The sequence below is a fragment of the Nannocystis exedens genome (genome assembly GCF_002343915.1).
In the GTDB taxonomy this organism is placed as follows: domain Bacteria; phylum Myxococcota_A; class Polyangia; order Nannocystales; family Nannocystaceae; genus Nannocystis; species Nannocystis exedens.
The window spans coordinates 121,728-138,638 of sequence record NZ_NETK01000001.1 but is presented as its reverse complement, the minus strand read 5'-3'; the positions used below and the strand labels follow the sequence as shown (position 1 = coordinate 138,638).

15 protein-coding genes are annotated in these 16,911 nt (G+C 74.7%); 5 read left to right on the top strand and 10 right to left on the bottom strand.

Going from position 1 to position 16,911, the window contains the following annotated elements; genetic code table 11:
* Nucleotides 1–87: 87 nt before the first annotated feature.
* Complete coding sequence (locus tag NAEX_RS49340; RefSeq protein WP_170135333.1) at nucleotides 88–1,338, bottom strand: phosphatase PAP2 family protein; 1,251 nt, start codon at nucleotides 1,336–1,338, stop codon at nucleotides 88–90.
* A gap of 572 nt (nucleotides 1,339–1,910) precedes the next feature.
* Here NAEX_RS49340 and NAEX_RS49335 point away from each other — a divergent pair.
* Both NAEX_RS49335 and NAEX_RS00500 read left to right on the top strand, forming a co-directional pair.
* Nucleotides 1,911–2,900 (top strand): TetR/AcrR family transcriptional regulator, encoded by a 990-nt coding sequence (locus NAEX_RS49335; protein ID WP_170135332.1) that lies wholly within the window; start codon nucleotides 1,911–1,913, stop codon nucleotides 2,898–2,900.
* Nucleotides 2,901–2,902: 2 nt separating this feature from the next.
* Nucleotides 2,903–4,036, top strand: a complete 1,134-nt coding sequence (locus NAEX_RS00500; protein WP_170135331.1) for a S41 family peptidase — start codon at nucleotides 2,903–2,905, stop codon at nucleotides 4,034–4,036.
* Between the two features lie 183 nt (nucleotides 4,037–4,219).
* Here the strand turns inward: NAEX_RS00500 and NAEX_RS00495 are convergent, their stop codons facing one another.
* The 3 genes from NAEX_RS00495 to NAEX_RS00485 form a co-directional block, all read right to left on the bottom strand.
* The gene (locus NAEX_RS00495; RefSeq protein WP_096325565.1) at nucleotides 4,220–4,984 is read right to left on the bottom strand and encodes an SDR family NAD(P)-dependent oxidoreductase; all 765 of its coding nucleotides are present in this window, start codon (nucleotides 4,982–4,984) and stop codon (nucleotides 4,220–4,222) included.
* Between the two features lie 251 nt (nucleotides 4,985–5,235).
* Complete coding sequence (locus tag NAEX_RS00490; RefSeq protein ID WP_096325564.1) at nucleotides 5,236–5,601, bottom strand: hypothetical protein; 366 nt, start codon at nucleotides 5,599–5,601, stop codon at nucleotides 5,236–5,238.
* Between the two features lie 65 nt (nucleotides 5,602–5,666).
* Nucleotides 5,667–7,538, bottom strand: a complete 1,872-nt coding sequence (locus tag NAEX_RS00485) for a hypothetical protein (RefSeq protein ID WP_096325563.1) — start codon at nucleotides 7,536–7,538, stop codon at nucleotides 5,667–5,669.
* 363 nt (nucleotides 7,539–7,901) lie between these two features.
* Between NAEX_RS00485 and NAEX_RS00480 the strand changes: the two genes are divergently transcribed.
* Nucleotides 7,902–10,613, top strand: a complete 2,712-nt coding sequence (locus tag NAEX_RS00480; RefSeq protein ID WP_096325562.1) for a M16 family metallopeptidase — start codon at nucleotides 7,902–7,904, stop codon at nucleotides 10,611–10,613.
* 133 nt (nucleotides 10,614–10,746) lie between these two features.
* Here the strand turns inward: NAEX_RS00480 and NAEX_RS47070 are convergent, their stop codons facing one another.
* The 4 genes from NAEX_RS47070 to NAEX_RS00460 all read right to left on the bottom strand — a co-directional run bounded on the left by NAEX_RS47070 (nucleotide 10,747) and on the right by NAEX_RS00460 (nucleotide 12,418).
* Nucleotides 10,747–11,334, bottom strand: coding sequence for a hypothetical protein (locus tag NAEX_RS47070; protein WP_143141277.1), 588 nt, complete (start codon nucleotides 11,332–11,334; stop codon nucleotides 10,747–10,749).
* A gap of 82 nt (nucleotides 11,335–11,416) precedes the next feature.
* Nucleotides 11,417–11,593, bottom strand: a complete 177-nt coding sequence (locus NAEX_RS49330; protein ID WP_170135330.1) for a hypothetical protein — start codon at nucleotides 11,591–11,593, stop codon at nucleotides 11,417–11,419.
* Nucleotides 11,593–11,847, bottom strand: a complete 255-nt coding sequence (locus tag NAEX_RS00465; RefSeq protein ID WP_096325559.1) for a hypothetical protein — start codon at nucleotides 11,845–11,847, stop codon at nucleotides 11,593–11,595. The genes NAEX_RS49330 and NAEX_RS00465 overlap by 1 nt, the downstream gene beginning before the upstream one ends.
* Nucleotides 11,848–12,202: 355 nt before the next feature.
* Complete coding sequence (locus NAEX_RS00460) at nucleotides 12,203–12,418, bottom strand: hypothetical protein (protein ID WP_096325558.1); 216 nt, start codon at nucleotides 12,416–12,418, stop codon at nucleotides 12,203–12,205.
* Nucleotides 12,419–12,474: 56 nt separating this feature from the next.
* On the opposite strand from NAEX_RS00460, the gene NAEX_RS00455 reads away from it, so the two are divergent.
* Nucleotides 12,475–13,101: a hypothetical protein gene (locus NAEX_RS00455; RefSeq protein WP_143141276.1), complete on the top strand. Its 627-nt coding sequence runs from the start codon at nucleotides 12,475–12,477 to the stop codon at nucleotides 13,099–13,101.
* Between the two features lie 601 nt (nucleotides 13,102–13,702).
* Here NAEX_RS00455 and NAEX_RS00450 read toward each other — a convergent pair.
* Nucleotides 13,703–15,478: a hypothetical protein gene (locus NAEX_RS00450; protein ID WP_096325556.1), complete on the bottom strand. Its 1,776-nt coding sequence runs from the start codon at nucleotides 15,476–15,478 to the stop codon at nucleotides 13,703–13,705.
* A gap of 181 nt (nucleotides 15,479–15,659) precedes the next feature.
* Nucleotides 15,660–16,439, bottom strand: coding sequence for a 3-oxoacyl-ACP reductase FabG (fabG, locus tag NAEX_RS00445; protein WP_096325555.1), 780 nt, complete (start codon nucleotides 16,437–16,439; stop codon nucleotides 15,660–15,662).
* A gap of 168 nt (nucleotides 16,440–16,607) precedes the next feature.
* Between fabG and NAEX_RS00440 the strand changes: the two genes are divergently transcribed.
* Nucleotides 16,608–16,895: a phosphopantetheine-binding protein gene (locus tag NAEX_RS00440; RefSeq protein ID WP_096325554.1), complete on the top strand. Its 288-nt coding sequence runs from the start codon at nucleotides 16,608–16,610 to the stop codon at nucleotides 16,893–16,895.
* Nucleotides 16,896–16,911 lie beyond the last annotated feature (16 nt).

The window sequence follows — 16,911 nt, the reverse complement described above, 5'->3', positions numbered from 1 at the left end:
GGCGCAAGCCCCCACCGCGCTTGCAATGGGGACAGTCGATCGCGCGAGTGTGGTGATTGGCTGCAGAGCCCGCCGGGGCAGGCGCGATCAGAAGCGGCCGGTGAGGCTGACGAGGGCGCCGCGCGGGGTGGGGCTCATGCCGGCGGAGACACGGCGGCCGCGATCGTTGCGGTGAAGCAGGGGGACGAGGACGCCGACGGCGGTGCCGGCGAGCGAGCCGAAGAGCACGTCGGTCCAGAAGTGCTTGCCGGCCTCGACGCGCAGGACGCCGGTGGCGGCGGCGAGGCCGACGGCGACCAGCCAGGCCGGGACCGCGGTACGGGCCCGCGGGTGTCGGAGGGTGAAGAGGGTGGCCCAGGCGCTCATCATGGCGAAGGCGGTCGAGGTGTGACCTGAATAAAAGGACAGGCGCGCCTCCTCGGCCTGGACGTCGCCGAGGTCGCTCGCGGGCTCGTAGCTGTACGGCCGCGGGCGGCGGACGGCGTACTTGACGAGGTTGTTGAGGCCGACGTTGACGGCCAACACCTCGAAAAGGACGACGACGTCGCGGGCCCAGCCGCCGGCGGCGTGGCGGTAGGAGCCGGGGGCGCGGCGGCCGGTGACGAGGGTGTCGGCGAGGTCGGCCACCAGCGGGGCGGCGATCGCGGTGTAGAGCAGGGCGTCGGAGGCGTGGGCGGCGGCGAGGCTCTCGTTGCCGAGGACGCGACGATCGAGGCCGTTGATGTGGCTGCGATCGCAGGCCTGACAGCCGGACCAGCCCATGTCGCGGGCGGCCAGATCGGTGCCCAGCCACAGGACGAGGCCGAGGGTGATGACCGGGACGTCGACGGCCGGCCGCAAGCGCATGAGGTGCGGCGGGAGCGGCGGCGGCGCGGGCGGGAGCGGCGGGTCGCCGGCGGGGACGGGGCGGGCGACGGGGTCGGGAGCCGGGGGAGATGTCCCGGAGGACAGGTCCTCGGGAGCGGGCGGCGGCGCGGGCGGGGAGGGCTGCCAGGCGTCGAGGTCAGCGGCGCTCGCGGGCGGGTCGGACGCGGCCCGGGCGCGCGCGAGGAGCGGGGGCGCGAATGTTCTCGGGGACATGTCTCCCGGGGCAGCCTCGGAGGAGGCTGGCGGCTGCCGGGCGTCGGGGTTCGCGGCGGGGTCGGGCGGGTCGGACGAGGCCGGGGCGCGGGCCAGGAGCCGGGTCGTGGATGTTCCCGGGGACATGTCGTCGAAGACATGTCCTGAGGGGCCGGCCGGTTGCCGGCCGCTCGACTTCGCTGCGCGCGCCAGCGGGTGGGCGGCCGCGGGCGGGGCGGCGAGGGCGAGGATCAGGGCCAGGGACAGGCAGCGCGGCATTTCCGGCGAGTATGCCAATCGCGGGCCGCCGACGCTCGAGAGATGGCTTTGGGGACGGCGAGGTCGTCGATGGTGTCGCGCCGGGCGACGAAGCGCTCGGGTGCGGCCGCGAGCAGGGTGGGTGCCGTCAACGGGGAGGCGCCCTCGTCCCCGGCGGCGGGCGGCGGCTCCTCGCCGCGGGCGAAGAGGGCGAGGAGGAGGAGTGCGGCTGGCCGGAGAGACATGAGAGGAGGCGGGCGCGCGAGGGCAGCGCGTCACGACGCCAGCACGCGCAGGCGGGGGGCGCGGGCGAGAGCCGGCGCCGGGCGGGCCCGGGTCGACCCGCGCGGCAGCGATGGCGCCCCGGCCCGCTGCGTGACGCAGGGGTCCAGGACGGAGGTGAAGGACGGCTCGCGGCCGGGTGGGGCGAGGTCGCAGCGGCGGCGCGTGTACGAGCGCGCAGGGGCCGTCGTCGGTCGGCGAGGCGCGGAGTCTGGGCGAAGGTGGGTCGTGACAGTTCGCTGCACAAACCCGGGCGAGTGTGCAATGGTGGCTTGCACAAAGTCGCCGGCTTGTGCAATGCTGCGTGGGCGGTGAACGGGCCCAGGGGCAACGGCGAGACGCGCGAGGCGATCCTCGACGCCACCGATCGGCTGCTGACGACTCGCGGGTTCCGCAGCGTGACGATGGACGACATCGCCGGCGAGGCGGGGGTCAGCCGGCGGACGATCTACATGTACTTCCCGAGCAAGGAAGAGGTCGGGCTGTCGTCGATCGACCGGGTGGTGGCGCAGACGTACGCGCGGCTGGTGGCGCTGGCGAACGCGGGCGGCGATCCGGCGGAGGTCCTGCGCGCGGTGCTGATCGAGCGGGTGCTCCGGCGGCTCGACAGCGTCAGCGCGTACCGCCAGAGCCTCGACGAGCTGTTCGAGGCGGTGCGGCCGGCGTACATGGCCCGGAGGACAGCCCACATGGCGCGCGAGGTGGGGCTGGTCGCCGCGGTGCTGGCGGCCGGCGCGGCGTGCGGGCGGTTCGCGCTCGACGACGAGGCGGCCGCGACGGCGTCGACGCTGGTAAAGGCGACCAACGCGTTCTTGCCGTACAGCCTGAGCGTCCACGAGCTCGGCGAGCGGGCGAAGGTCGAGGTCGAGGTGCGGCGCATGGCGGACCTGCTGCTGAAGAGCCTGGTCGTGCCGGCGGTCGCGCGTGAACGGGCGGCCAGCGGCAGGTCGGCGGGGCGGGGGGCGGCGGCGCCGACGAAGCAGTCCGCGGGGATGCAGGCGGCGGAGCTCGTGACGAAGCGGCGCGCGGCGAAGCAGGCGGCGGAGCTTGCGACGAAGCGTGGGGCGAAGCGAACCGCGGCGAAGCAGGCGGCGGAGCTCACGACGAAGGGCGCGGCGAAGCGAACCGCGGCGAGGCAGCCGGCGGCCTTCATGACGAAGGCCGCGGTGAAGCAGGCCGCGGCCTCCTTGACAGGGTCACCGGCGAAGCCGCGGGCGGCGACGAAGCGGCCGCGCGCGACGGGGACGACGCGCGCCCGGACGCGACGGGCGCGACAAAGCGCGAATCTCAAGAGAGGATGACGATGCGACTGTCCACAGTGATGTTCGGTTGGTTGGCGATGTCCACCGTGTACGCGATCGGCTGCGCGCCGGCGGCGGTCGCCAGGCCGGCCGCGGCGGCGCCGACGTCCGGCGAGCCGCAGATGGCCGTGCCGGAGGCGCCGGCGCCGCGAGGGCCGGACGGGGCGATCACGGCGGCCGAGCGCGACGAGGCGATCGAGGCGCTGGCGCGCGAGCTGACGGCGAAGTACGTGTTCCCGGCCAAGGGGACCGAGGTGGCGAAGGCGATCCGCGCCCGCCGGAAGCGCGGCGAGTACGACAAGATCACGACGGGCCACGCGCTGGCGACGACGCTGACGAATCACATCAACGAGGTGCTGCGCGACGCGCACTTCCACGTCCGCTTCAGCAAGGAGACGCTGCCGCCGCGCCCGGCCGAGGGGAAGCCGTCGGCGGAGGAGCTGGCCCGCTTCGAGGAGTTCTCCAGGCACGCGAACGGCGGGTTCGAGAAGGTCGAGCGGCTGCCCGGCAACATCGGCTACCTCGAGGTGCGCGGCTTCGCCTTCCCCGGCCGCGGGTTCGAGGCGGCGACGGCGGCGATGGCGTTCCTGTCGGAGACCGACGCGCTGATCATCGACCTCCGGCGCAACGGCGGCGGGTCGCCGGAGATGGTGGCGTACCTGTGCAGCTACTTGTTCGACGAGCGGGTCCACCTGAACGACCTGTACTTCCGGCCTGGCGACGAGACGCGCCAGTTCTGGACGGCGCCGGTGCCGGGCAAGCCCTACGTCGACCGCGAGGTCTACGTGCTGACGAGCAAGCGGACCGGCTCGGCGGCGGAGGAGTTCGCCTACAACCTGAAGAACCTGAAGCGGGCGACGATCGTCGGCGAGGTGACGTGGGGCGGGGCCAACCCCGGCGACATGGTCCGCCTCGGAGACCACTTCGCGGCGTTCGTGCCGACGGGCCGGGCGATAAGCCCGATCACGAAGACGAACTGGGAGGGCGTGGGCGTGCAGCCCGACATCCCGGTGCCCGCCGACGACGCGCTGCGCGTGGTCCAGGTCAAGCTGCTCGAGCAGCAGATCGCCAAGGCGAAGGACCCGGGGCTGAAGGCGGAGCTCGAGGAGCGGCTCCGCGAGCTGCAGCCGAAGTGAGGCGAGCGGGCGCCGCAAGGCGATGCAGGCCGGCGGCGCGCGACGGGCTCGACGCGCGACGAAGCGTGTCTGCTCGGGCATGTTCAAAAGGATATGTCCGAGAGACAAGGTTCGATGGGGCATGCCCTTCAGGACATGCATGAGGGCGCAGGTGACCGCTGCCGGCTGCGCGCCGCCGGCGGTTCAGGCGGCGACCTGGGCGCCGTCGATCGCCAGCGAGTGGCCGGAGATGAAGGCGGCGTCGTCGCTGCTGAGCCAGGCGATCGCGCGGCCGACCTCGTCGGCGCGGCCGGGCCGGCCCATGGGGATGGCGGCGATGACGGGCTCCATCACGGCAGGGAAGTTGGCCAGGGCGTGGTCGACCATCGGCGTGCCGGTGATGGCGGTCGGCGCGACGCAATTGACGCGGATGCCCTGCTTGGCGTGGCCGAGGGCGGCCGAGCGGGTGATGCCGAGCACGGCGTGCTTGGTGGCGACGTAGGCCGAACCGGTGGGCGTGCCGACGTGGGAGAGGATCGAGGCGACGTTGACGACGCTGCCGCCGCCGCCCTGCGCGACCATCTGCCGCAGCTGGTGCTTCATGCCGAGCAGGGTGCCGCGGACGTTGACGGCCATCATGCGATCGAAGGCGGCGCCGTCGACGTCGGTGACGGGGCCGAAGTCCTCGCAGATGCCGGCGGAGTTGACGGCGCAGTCGAGCCGGCCGAACTCGGCGACGGTGGCCGCGACGCCGGCGATGATGTCGTCCTCGACGGTGACGTCGAGGGCGACGAAGATCGCCGCGGCCCCGCGGGCGCGCAGCTGCTCGACGACGTCGAGCCCCTCGGGCCGCCGACGCGCGGCGACGACGACCCTGGCCCCGGCGTCGGCGAAGGCGAAGGCGGTCGCCTTGCCGATGCCCGAATTGCCGCCGACGATCAGCGCGACCTTGTCTCGCAACGAAACCATGCAGCGATGTCCTCGCGGCCCAGAATATCGAAAAGGCGAGGGCGAGGCGGCGGGCGGCGACGCCCCGGTCCGAGCGGGGAGGGTGGTACGGAGGCGTACGGGTCGTCGCGGTCGCACGGGCGAGGAGGTCCGCACGCGCGGCGCGGGACTGCGACTCCGAACGGGCCGGGGAACGGCGAGGCGACGCCGCTGCGCGACGAGGTGGAGGTCGCGGGCGCGAGCGTCGGGAGGTCGGGGCGAAGAGCGAGGCGTCAGCGCGGGCCGGCGGTCGACTCGACGCGGACGCAGGTGCCCTCGGCGCCTTCGCGGACGAACCGGGCCAGCAGCGCCTCCATCTCGACGCGGGTGCCGTGGGCGAGGTTGTCGAGGCGGCCCCGCGCGACGACCGGCGACAGGCCCAGCAGGTCGCGGAGGGTCCGCAGGACGCGGATCGGTCGCGGGCCGAGGCCGGTGAGGCGGACGATCCACGCGCCGTTGGCGGCCAGCACGGCGGCGCGCGCGGCCGAGTCGCCGGCGTTGCTGTCGGTCTCGACCTCGTGGTCGCAGGCGAGGCAGCGGACGGCGGTGGACCAGCGGACCTCGTCGCCGTGACGGGCGACGGTGTGACGCACGATCACGCCGGCGCGGCACCGAGGGCACCGGGCGGAGGTGGTCGCGTGCTCGCGCGTGACGGACACGGCCGCTACGGCGCAGGGACGGGTTCGGCCCCGAGATCGCGGGCGAGGTCGGCGAGCTCGCCGATCGGGACCTGCAGCGCCGGGAGACGGGTGATGTCGGCCCGGACGGCCTGGGCGATCGACTCGCTGGCGCGCATGACCAGGCCGCCGTTGGCGTCGGCGACGACGGTGTAGCCGGCCTTGCGCAGGCGCGCGAGCCGGGCCTGGGCGGCGGGCGAGAGGTCGGCGGCGGTGGGCCGCAGCGAGGGCACGCGGCCGGGCCAGATCGCGGCCAGGTAGGCGGTGATCCGCGGCGGGTAGACGACGCCACCGGCTGTCTTTTCGTTCAGGTGGACGTCGACCAGCGCAGGGTAGCCGTGGACGTCGCAGCGGACGGCCCCGTGCAAGTGGCTGGTCCACATCGCCTCGGGGCTGACGGGGGCGGGCCACAGGCGGTCGAACCACGCGGCGATGGCGTCGTAGCTGGGCAGGCGCTGGCCGCCGAGGGCGTCGCCGAGGCGCTGGACCTCGGCGCCGAACCGCTCGCCGCGCTCCTCCCGGCGCAGGCGCAGGAGGACGGCGAGCACGGCGATCGGGGCGGCGACGTACCACAGGCCGAACAGCAGCAGGCCGACGCAGACGACCGCGGCGAACAGGAGGCCGAGGCTGCCGTCGCGGACCTGCTGCTGGCGCCGCTCGTCGGCGTGGCGGGCGAGCAGGGCGCGGCGGGCGACGGCGAGGGCGCTGGCGGGGATCCGCCCCTCGGGCTCGGGCCCGGCGGGATCGGGACGATCGGGGAGGAAGGACCGGACGGCGGCGACGAGCTCGTGGGTCGAGGGCGACGGCGGGCTGCCTTCGGGGTCGCGCACGGCAGCGACGACGAGCGGCGCCTCGGCCAGGCCGCCGGGCGGGGCCGCGAGCCCTGCGGTCGAGGAGGGCGTGCTGAGGCTGGCGCCGGAGCGGTTGTAGAGGATCGCCAGGAGCGAGGAGTTGGCGGGGCTCACCGCGCCGCCCGGCACGGTGTCGCCGGCGGCCATCCGCGCGGCGGGGTGGCGGGCGAGGCTGGCCCCGAGGCCAGGTGCCGGCTCGGGCGGGGCGGGCAAGGGGCCGGACAGCGCGGCAGGATCGAAGCCGGGGCCGGTGAGCGGGGCGTCGGGCGCGGCGGGGCTGTCCGCAGGGACAGGTGGATGCGAGCGGCGGAGGCCGGCCGGGGCGGTCTGGTGCGCGAGGAGGCTGTCCGTCGGGACAGATGAGGTGTCCTGGGGGACAGGTGGGGCGTGGCTGGCCGCGAGGACAGGTTGGAACCGGCTGTCGGCGTGGACGGGCGAATCGACGGGCAGGGACAGCTGGGCGAACAGCGGGGCCGGCTCGTCGTCGTGCCCGTGGGCGGCGAGGCCGGCCGCCAGCTCGGCCGACAGCGAGCCGGGGCGCGGGCTGGTCGAACGGCCAGGTCGATGGCCGGGCGCGGCGGCGGCAGGGCCCTGCAGGGTGTCGCCGGGCTGAGGGGCGTCGGCCGGGAGGCTGTCCTTCAGGACAGGTCGCACGGGGGCGGGGACGGCGGGCGCCGGGGCGGGGCCGATCGAGAGCAGGGTGGTCGGCGGGACGGGGGCGGCGAGCAGTCTGGCGGCGGGGCCCGGCTGGTGGCGCGGTCGGTCGGGCGGCCCGGGCGGCGCGATCTCCGCGACGGCGGCGCTGGCCGTCGGGACAGGTGCGCTGCGGACCAGGTCGCTGACGGCTTGCTGGATCGCCCGCTCGTAGAGGGCCAGCGCGTCGGCGACGGCAGGCGGCAAACCGTGGAGCACCCCGCACGCGGGGCAGGCGGCGGCGTCACGGAGGTCGGCGAGCGAGAGCGCGTGCTGACAATGCGGGCAGCGCAACGCGAGCGTCGGAGAGAGCACGGCGGGACCATACCGCAGAACTCGCGGGCTGCACCGGCCTGCGGGCGCGGGCGCGGGCGCGCAGGCGGAGCGAGCGGACGGGTTCGTGGGCCCACGCCGCGAGGGCCGGCCGAGATCGACCCGGGATGCAGCGGGCTCGTCGGTGACGGCGCCGGGCGAGACGACGGGGATCGCGGTCGGCGGCGCGTGTCGGGATCGACGGGTGGGGCCCGGTGTGGCGACGATGCGCGCGTGGAGGACGGCGCGCGTCCGCTTCCGGGGCGCAAGTGAGGGGGCGGCGCCGGGCGCGGGCGAGGATGCGCGCGGCGGCGACTCGCGGTATGAGGAGGCGCCGCGCGCGACCGGCGGGCGGCGAGCTTCACCGTGCCCGATCTGCCCGTCTCGCCTCCTTCGCCCCGCGGCCTCGACCTCCCCGGCGCCGCCCCTCAATTCGCGCCGCTCGTCGACGAGCGGCTGGCCAACGGCGCCCGCCTGCTGATCCTGCCGGGGCGACCGACCGGCGCGGGGCCGGCGGCGGTGCAGCTATGGGTCGGCTCCGGCACGGCGGCCGAGCGCCCTGACGAGCACGGCTGCGCCCACCTGCTCGAGCACATGCTCTTCAAGCCATGTGTCTTGGGACATGGCCCGAAGAGCAACCGCGCCCGCCTGGCGGCGGCCGGGGTGCGGCGGACCGAGGAGGCGTTCGACCTGGCCGGGGCGATCGAGGCGCTCGGCGGCGACATCAACGCGTTCACCAGCCACGACGAGACGGTGGTCCACGTGACGGCGCCGGCGCCCCGCGCGGCCGAGGCGGCGGCGCTGATCGCCACGGCGACGCTGTTCCCGACGCTGGACCCGGCCACGCTGGCGCAGGAGCGCGAGGTGGTGATCGAGGAGATCAAGCAGTACGACGACGACCCCGGGCAGCGGGTGACGCAGGCGGCGCTGGCCCGGGTGTACGGGGCCCACCCGTACGCGCGGCCGGTGCTCGGGCTGGCCGAGGAGGTCGCGGGCCACACGGCGGCGCGGCTGCGGGGCTACCACCGGCGCGCCTACGCCGGCGAGCGGCTGACGCTGGTGGCCGTCGGCGCGGTCGACGTGGCGGCGCTGCGGAAGGTGGCGCGGGCGATCGTCGGCGCGACACCGGCGACCCGGGGGCGCGCGACGGCCAGCGAGCCGGCGCCGCGGCCGGGGGTGACGCTGCGCCGCGCCGAGGTCCAGGAGACCTACGCGCTGCTGGCCTGGCCGGCCCCGGCGGCCGGGGCGGCCGAGGCGGCGGCGATCGACGCGGCGGCGGTGGTGCTCGGCAACGGCGAGTCGTCGCGCCTGGTCGCCGAGACACGTCGCAAAGAACAGGTCGTTTCGGACATCCAGGCCCACTGCGACACGCTGCGGCACGGCGGGACGGTGATGGTGTCGGCGCGCACGACCGCGGGCCAGACGGCGGCGGCGGTGGCGGCGGTGCTGGCCCAGGTGCGGCGGCTGGCGGACGCGCCGGTGTCGGCCGAAGAGCTGGCGCGGGCCAAGGCGATCCTCGAGAGCGACCTGGTGTACCGGCGCGAGACGGTCCAGGGCCAGGCCCACGCGCTCGGGGCCTGCGCGACGCTGTTCGGCGACCTGGCCCGCGAGCGCGAGTACTACGCGGCCCTGGCCGCGCTGACGCCCGAGGCGGTCCGCTCGGCCTGCGCGCGCTGGCTCGACCCGGCGCGCGCGAGCGTCAGCCTCGAGCTGCCGCGCGCGGAGGTGGATGTCCAAACGGCCAGGTCCCTCAAGACCGCCGTGACCGCGGCGCTGAAGCCGGCGCCGACCCCGGCGCGGAACGGGGCGACGCCGCGGAAGGCCAGCGACGGCATCGACACGGTGACGCTGCCGTGCGGGCTGCGCCTCCTGGCCCGGGTCGAGCCGGCGGTGCCGGTGGCGGCGGGCTGGCTGATCTGGCCCGGAGGACAGCGACGCGAGCCGGCCGCGCTGGCCGGGGCCAACTCGGTGATCGCGGCGCTGCTCACCCGCGGCAACGCCCGCACCGGCGGCGAGGCGCTGAGCCGGGCGATCGACGGCATGGCCGCCGGGCTCGACGGGTTCGCCGGCCGCAACAGCCTGGGCCTGCACTTCGAGTGCCTGGCCCGCCACTTCCCGGCGGTGCTCGGGCACGCGCTCGACTGCGCGACGACGCCGAAGTTCGCCGCCGACGAGCTCGAGGAGGAGCGGCGGGTGGCGCTGCAAGACCTGGCGGCGGAGGTCGACGATCCGGGCGCGGTGGCCACCCGCGGGCTGCACGCGCTGCTGTACGGCGAGCACCCGTTCAGCCGCCCGGGCCGCGGCACGCCGGCGGGGCTGCGGGCGCTGACGCCGGCCAAGCTGCGCGCGCTGTGGCGCCGCGACTACCCGATCGGGCAGGCGGTGCTGGCCCTGGCCGGCGACATCGACGTCGCGGCCGCCGCGGCCCAGGTCGAGGCGGCGCTGCGCGAGGCTGGCCTCGGGGACAGGCTGTTCTCGAGGCCTGCTGCGCCGAAGCCGTTCCCGGCGCCGACCGGGCCGCGCGAGCGCGAGATCTTCCAGGACCGCGAGCAGGCCCACATCGCCCTCGGCTGGCCAGGGATCGCCGTCGGCGACGAGCGCGAGCCGACCCTCGACGTGCTCAGCGCGGTGCTCGGCGGCCAGACCGGGCGGCTGTTCACGGCGCTGCGCGAGGTCCAGGGGCTGGTCTACGAGGTGTCGATGAGCAGCGTCGAGGGGGTCGACGCCGGCCACGTGGCGATCCACGCCTCGACCAGCCAGGACAAGCTGCCGCGGGCGCTGGCCGCGATCGCGGCGGAGGTCGAGCGCGCGGTGCGGGAGCCGCCGTCGGCCGCGGAGGTCGAGCGCGCCAAGGCGTGGCTGGTCGGCCAGTTCGAGCTCGGTCAGCAGCGCCGCAGCCGGATGGCGTCGCTGCTGGCGCTGTCCGAGGTCTACGGGCTGCCGCGCGCGCGCGCGTTCGCCTACCCGCAGCGGGTCGCGGCGGTGACGGCCGAAGGCGTGTGGGCGCTGGCGAAGACGCTGTTCCGCCCGCATCGCGCGGCGCGCTGCGTGGTCCGGGCCCGCCGGCGCAAGGAGTGAGCTGGCGCTTCGAACATGGGCGAAGAGACAGGTGCGCCGGCGTGAGGAGCTGGCGCTTCGGACATGGGCGAAGGGACAGGCGGCGCGTCGGTGGCCGGCGCGGCACGGACGGGGCCGCAGGTCGCGCGTCGGGTCACTTGCAGTTGAAGAGGACGCAGCTCCCGCTGCAGCACTGGCCGCCGTTGCTGCAGCCCTGGCCGGCCAGCTTGCAACAGCCCGCGAGGTCGTAGGCCTGGCAGTTCGGGTTGCACTGGAGGATCCCGCCGCCGAAGTTGGGGAAGTCGGTGCATTTCTTGCCCCCGAGGTCGGTGCCGTCGCAGGTCTCTCCGGCCTCGGCCAGGCCGTCGCCGCACACGGGCTCGGGCATCGCGGTCGTCCCGGGATCCGGCTCTCCGCTGCTGGTCGAGCTCGTCGCGTCGGTGGCGGTCGTCGTCGTGCCCGGGTCGCCCGTGGTGGTCGTGGTGGAGGTGGTACCGGTGGTGGTCGTGCTCGTCGCGTCCGTCGCGGTCTCGGTCGCCGAGGTGGTCGACGTGGACGAGGTGCTCGTCGAGGTCGGCGCGCCGGTCGTCGTCGTCGTCGTCGTCGCGGGCGGCTCCGTGCTCCCGGCGGGCAAAGTGGTCCCGGTGGTCGAGGAGCCTGCGGTGGAGCCGGAGCTCCCCGAAGGCTGGTAGAAGCAGGCCGACGTCAGGCCGAACAGGAGCCCCAGGACACGTCGCGTCACGGGCCCTCTGTAACACGGAAGGACGGACGGAACGGCGCGGATGCGCCCTTGCCGGCCGGCTTGCGAGGGAGGGGGCCGCGGCTCAGTCCTCGTCGTCCGGATCGACGTCGGGCTCGGCGACCGAGCGCGCGCCGGCGACGGTGAGGTAGCGGTCGCGATCGCGCAGGCGGTCGACTCGCAGGTCGCCGCCGACGTAGAACTCGGTCTCGAAGATGGCGAGCTCGCGGGCCACGAGGTCGCCGAGGACGACGGCGCACATCAACCGATCGGACACGCGAAGGTCGCCGCGCACGTGAGGTCGCCGGTGACGACGATGGTGCCGATGTCGTCGGGGGCGGCGGCGAGCTGCAGCCGCGACCAGTGCTCGTCGCTCAGCCAGCCGTCGCCGTCGACGGTGACGCTGTCCTCGTAGACGGCGCAGGCGCAGCCGTAGCGGCCGCCCGAGGCGAGGCGGGCGGAGGTGCCGTAGCGGCGGTCGAGCTCGGCTTCGCTGAGGACGATGGGCTGCACCACGGGCGGAGTCTGGCACGGCGCGGCGGCACTGTCACGATGCGCTCCGCGGGGGAGGCGGCGGCGCTCGGGTGGCGGCCGCCGAGCCCGGATCGTCCGCGGCGCTCACTGGCCGCGCACGAGACCAGGAGGTCCGGCGAGCGGGGTCGTCGCAGCAGTCCGGGGCCCGGCGTGAGATGGCCGAAGGAGCATGCTCGAACGGTCATAGCCTTCGGGATATGTCTGCAGGGGCATGTACGATCGGGCATGCGGTTCGGGACATGGCTGCGCCGGAGCGCGAGCGCCGGCCGGGCGGGCCGTGGCGGGGGCTCCTGCGAGGGACGGCGGTGCGGCCCAGAGCGCTTCCACCGACCTGTCCTCAGGGCCAGTCGTCGAGGTCGAGGCCGCGGGCCAGCTCGGGGTCGGCGGCCAGCAGGTCGCGGAGGGTGGCCTCGCGCAGGCCGAGGGCGCGGGCGCCGGCGCTCACGTTGCCGTGAGCGGTGAGGACGGCCCGCACCTCGCGGCGGAAGGCGAGCGGGTCGGCGCGGCGGAGGGCCAGGAGCAGGGGCTCGCGGGGCTCGGCGGGCAGGGTCACGCGCGGAGACTGTAGCGCTTGTGGGGGGCGCGGCGAAGTGCTGAACTCGGCGGTCGATGCCGGGGCGACGAGTCGAGGCGTGGGTGCTGCTGGGGCTGCTGCTGGGCGGGTGCGACCCCGCGAAGGAGCGGGAGCTGGCGGCGGTGCGGGCCGAACTGACAGCGGCGTCGGCGCTGATCGAGGAACGCGGGCAGCAGATCGAGTCGCTGACGGCCGAGCTGGCGCAGGCGCGGGCCGATCGGGCGGCGTGCGAGCTCTACCGAGCGCCGCCCCCGGTGACCGGCGACCCGCCGGCGCTGCGGCGCGGGGCCATGCCGGCGCCGGGGAGCGAGGCGACGCCGACGCTGACGCCGACGTGCGCCGACGGGACGTGCGCGCTGAGGCGCAGCGAGGTCGAGGCGTTCATGGCGGCGCCGGAGGCGATGGCCCGGCTGGCGCGCGTGCTCCCGGCGGTGGAGGACGGCAAGCCGGTCGGCTTCAAGCTGTTCGCGATCCGCTCGCAGTCGCCGCTGGCGCTGCTGGGGTTCAAGAACGGCGACCTGGTGCGCACGGTGGCCGGGACCGAGGTGCACGACATGGACGCGGTGCTGCGCGCCTACTCGCAGCTGGGCACGCTCGACCGCTGGACGATCACGGGCACGCGCAAGGGGGCGCCGTTCGAGGTGACGATCGTGGTGCAGTGAGCGAGACCCGGGCGGTCGGGAGAGCTGTCCGAAGGGTCAGGTCGCGGCGCGCCGGTGAGGCGGGCGAGCGGGGATGTCCGAAGGGACATGTCGGGTCGTGCCGCCGCCTTGGGCCGAACGAGCGCCGACGGGACAGCCGGCGCGGGCCCGGTGGGGCGGGCGATCGGGGCTGGTCGAAAGGACAGGCCGGGGGCGGCGCCGCCGTGGGCCGAGGGGACAGAAGTGTCCGGAGGGACAGGTCGCGCGGAGGGGGCGCGGATCTGTCCGGAGGGACGGGTGTTCCGCTGGGGTGAGCGGAGCTGGGCGAAGAGTCAGGCCGAGGTGCGACGGCGACGTGGTCCGGGAGAACGACGTGTCCGAAGGGACAGCCGGGCGCGCGCGTGGACGGACGGGGCGGCGAGGCGAAGCAGGACAAGTGTCCGCAGGAGGACGGGCGGCGCGGGCGATCGCGGGCCGCCCGGCCTACCGGTGCTGGCCTCGGGCCGCGGCGGCGCAGGCGAGCGGCGCGATGCTGCGCGGCGCTCCACGCGATGTGGTGCGGACCACATGGATCTGCTCCAGGTCGCGCGGCGCGACGCTGGAGCGGACGGCGGCCGACGGCTCAGGCGGCGGAGGCGACGCCGAGGCTGCGGGCGAGGGCGCGAGCGACGGCGAGGGGGCGGCCCTTGAACACGCGGACGTACGGGATGGCGCTGGCCCGGGCGGCGCGGGCGAGGATCCCGTCGATGTTGTGGGCCTGGAAGCCGGTGGCGATCAGCACGTAGTCGTAGCTGTGGCGCGAGATGCTCTCGCACTGGGCCTGGACCTTGCGGGCGTTGCCGTCGCACCAGGTGATGTCGAGGCCGAGCGACTCCTCGAGCTTGGACTTGAGGTCCGGATCTTCGCGGTTGCTGACGAACAGGACCCGCTTGCCCTCGACCCTGGGCCGGACCTGGGCGACCAGGTGCGCGCCCGGATCGTCGACGTCGTCGGTCTCCTCCTCGAGGTCGCCGTCGCTGTCGGACGGCAGCACGCCGAGCTCGCCGCGCTTGATGACGTCCTGCAGGCCGGTGAGGCGGCGACGCATGCGGCGGTCCTCGAACAGGTCGGGCCGCAGGGCGTCGATGCGCGGGCGGATCGGCTGGACCAGCGAGGCCACCTCGGGCGTGTTGTGGGCGTCGAAGGCCCGGCCGAGGAAGGCCAGCAGGGCCTCGTCGTCGAAGCTGTCGGCGGCGACCAGCGCGTCGCGTTCGGCCCGCACCGCGGCCTGTTGCTGGCGCACCTGATCGGCCGAGGGCCCGGTCTTGGCGCGCTCGGGCGGCGGGATGAACTCGGGGTCGAGCCAGCGGCGCAGCTGCGGCAGGCGCTCGCCGAGGCGACCCGCGAGCCAGCGCAGGCGGCCCATCACGGCGCCCCAGGTCTCCGGATCCTCGGCGGCGATGAAGCGGCGGACGTCGCGCAGCGCCTGCGCGTGCTTGACGAGGGCGTCGAGCTGGTCGTTCGGCAGCTCCTCCGGCGGCGTGGTGAGGTGCCGCGGCGGCGGGTCGGTGACGTTGCCGGCGATGGCCTCGACGGCCCGCTGAGCCTCGCGCAGGACGGCGCGCGGCGGGCCCGGCGGGGCCTTGCGCGGGCGATCGGCCCAGCCGTAGTCGTCGACCGGGACCTCGCTGGTCATCGCCCGGTCGCGATGGTTCTGCACGAACTCGTGGGCCTCGGCCCAGGTCTTCGGCGCGTGCAGCGTCTTGAGGCCGAGCTCGGTGACCACGCACGCGGGCACCGCGTTCATCTGCAGCGCCTGGACCGAGCCGGGCCACAAGGTCTTGCTGAGGTTGGTCAGCTCGTGGGCGATCCGCCGCACCAGCACGGTGATCTTGTGCTCGCCCTGGAACTGCTCGTCGAAGCTGCGCGCGCGCGAGATCCAGGCCAGCATGTAGACCTTCTGATAGCGCGGGGACATCAGCGCGAAGTCGGGCCGCATGTCCTGGATGTCCTTGAGGATCTCCTCGAGGGTCTCGCGCGCTTCGGCGACCGCGGCGGCCGGATAGGTGGGGAGCTGGATCCGGCCGACGATCGGGCTGCGCGGTAGCTCGGGCTCGGGCGCGGGGGGCGGGGCGGGGATAACCTCGGCAGATACTGCGGCGGTGGGCGGCGCCGCCTGCGGACGGGCTGGCTCCTGGAGGCCGTCGCGGAAGCGATCGAACAGCTGGCGGGCCGCCGCCGACGGGAACATCTGCGTCAGCGCATCTTCGAGGGCGCTGTCGCGGTCGGGCCCGCGGCCGAGCCAGCGCTCCGCGTCGCGCCAGATCAGCACCTCGGTCCACTGATGGGTATACATCGCGTGGCGATAGCCGCTGTCCGCGAGAAACTTGGGTAGCCAGCGCGCGCCGTCGTCGTGCATCGCTCGTTACGCTAGTCTTTTCGCGCTGCTGCTGCAACGAAGGGGCAAAATGCCGCGCGCGGCCCGAGGTCCGCGCGGGCAGGGTGAGGGCCTGCCGTGGCGGAGGCTGTTCAGCGCCGCGCGCGCCGTCACGGACGCCGTTCGCCGCCCGTGAGGCCCGATCAGAACCGCGTGCGGCGGTTCAGGTGCCGATCACCGAGCCGCCGTCGACGCTCAAGATGGCGCCGTTGATGAAGCTCGACTTGTCGTCGGCCAGGAAGAGATAGGCGCGAGCGATGTCGTCGGGTTGACCGGCGCGGCCGACCGGGGTGTGCTCGATCAGCGCGTTATAAACCTTCTCGGGGATGCTCTTGACCATGTCGGTGGCGATGAACCCCGGGGCGACGGCGTTCGCGGTGATGCCGTAGCGGCCGAGCTCGCGCGCCCACACGCGCGTCATGCCGATCACGCCCGCCTTCGCGGCGACGTAGTTGGTCTGGCCGAAGTTGCCGTACAGCGCGACGACCGAGCTGGTGCTGACGATGCGGCCGTACTTCTGGGCGATCATGGTCGGCACGACGGCCTGGGTGCAGTTGAACACGCCCTTGAGGCAGACATCGAGGACGAACTGGAACTGGTCGGCGCTCATCTGGCCGACCACCTGTCCGTCCTTGACCTTGACCAGCTGGCCGTCGCGGACGACGCCGGCGTTGTTGATGAGGACGTCGATCCGGCCGAACCGCTCGACCACGGCCGCGACCCCGGCGACGCAGTCCTCGGGCTTGCTGACGTCGACCTTGCGGGCGATGGCGACGCCGCCGGCGGCGGTGATCGCCGACACGACCTCCTCGGCTGCCTGTTCGGCCAGGTCCCACACGGCCACGGCGTAGCCGGCCTCGGCGAACTTGAGAGCGGTGGCGCGGCCGATGCCGTTGCCGCCGCCGGTGACGATGGCGATCCGCGGTTGCTGGGTGCTTGTCATGCGGCGGCGAGCGTACCGAGACCGCAGACGCCGCCTGCACCAAGAGCCAGGACGAAGATGTGAGCTTGCGCCGTGTCGGTGGCCGGAGTACGCGGCGCGGGCGTCCACGGAGGATGATGGGCGCCGCTTGTGGTCTCCAGGGCGATCCCCGTAGGATGCGCCGACCCCATGACAGACGCCGCCCCGCCCGACGCGCTGGTCCGCGAGATCAAGGAGCTCATCATCGAGGCCCTGATGCTGCAGGACATGACCCCCGAGGACATCGACCCCGAGGCGCCGCTGCTGGTCGAGGGGCTGGGCCTCGACTCGATCGACGTGCTCGAGCTGGCGATGGCGATCGGCAAGAAGTACGGCGTCAAGACGCGGGCCGACGACGCCCAGAACCGCCACATCTTCGCCAGCGTGACCAACCTGGCCCGCTTCGTCGCCGAGCAGCGCGCGTCGGCGGCGAGCTGAGGCCCGCCGACCGGAG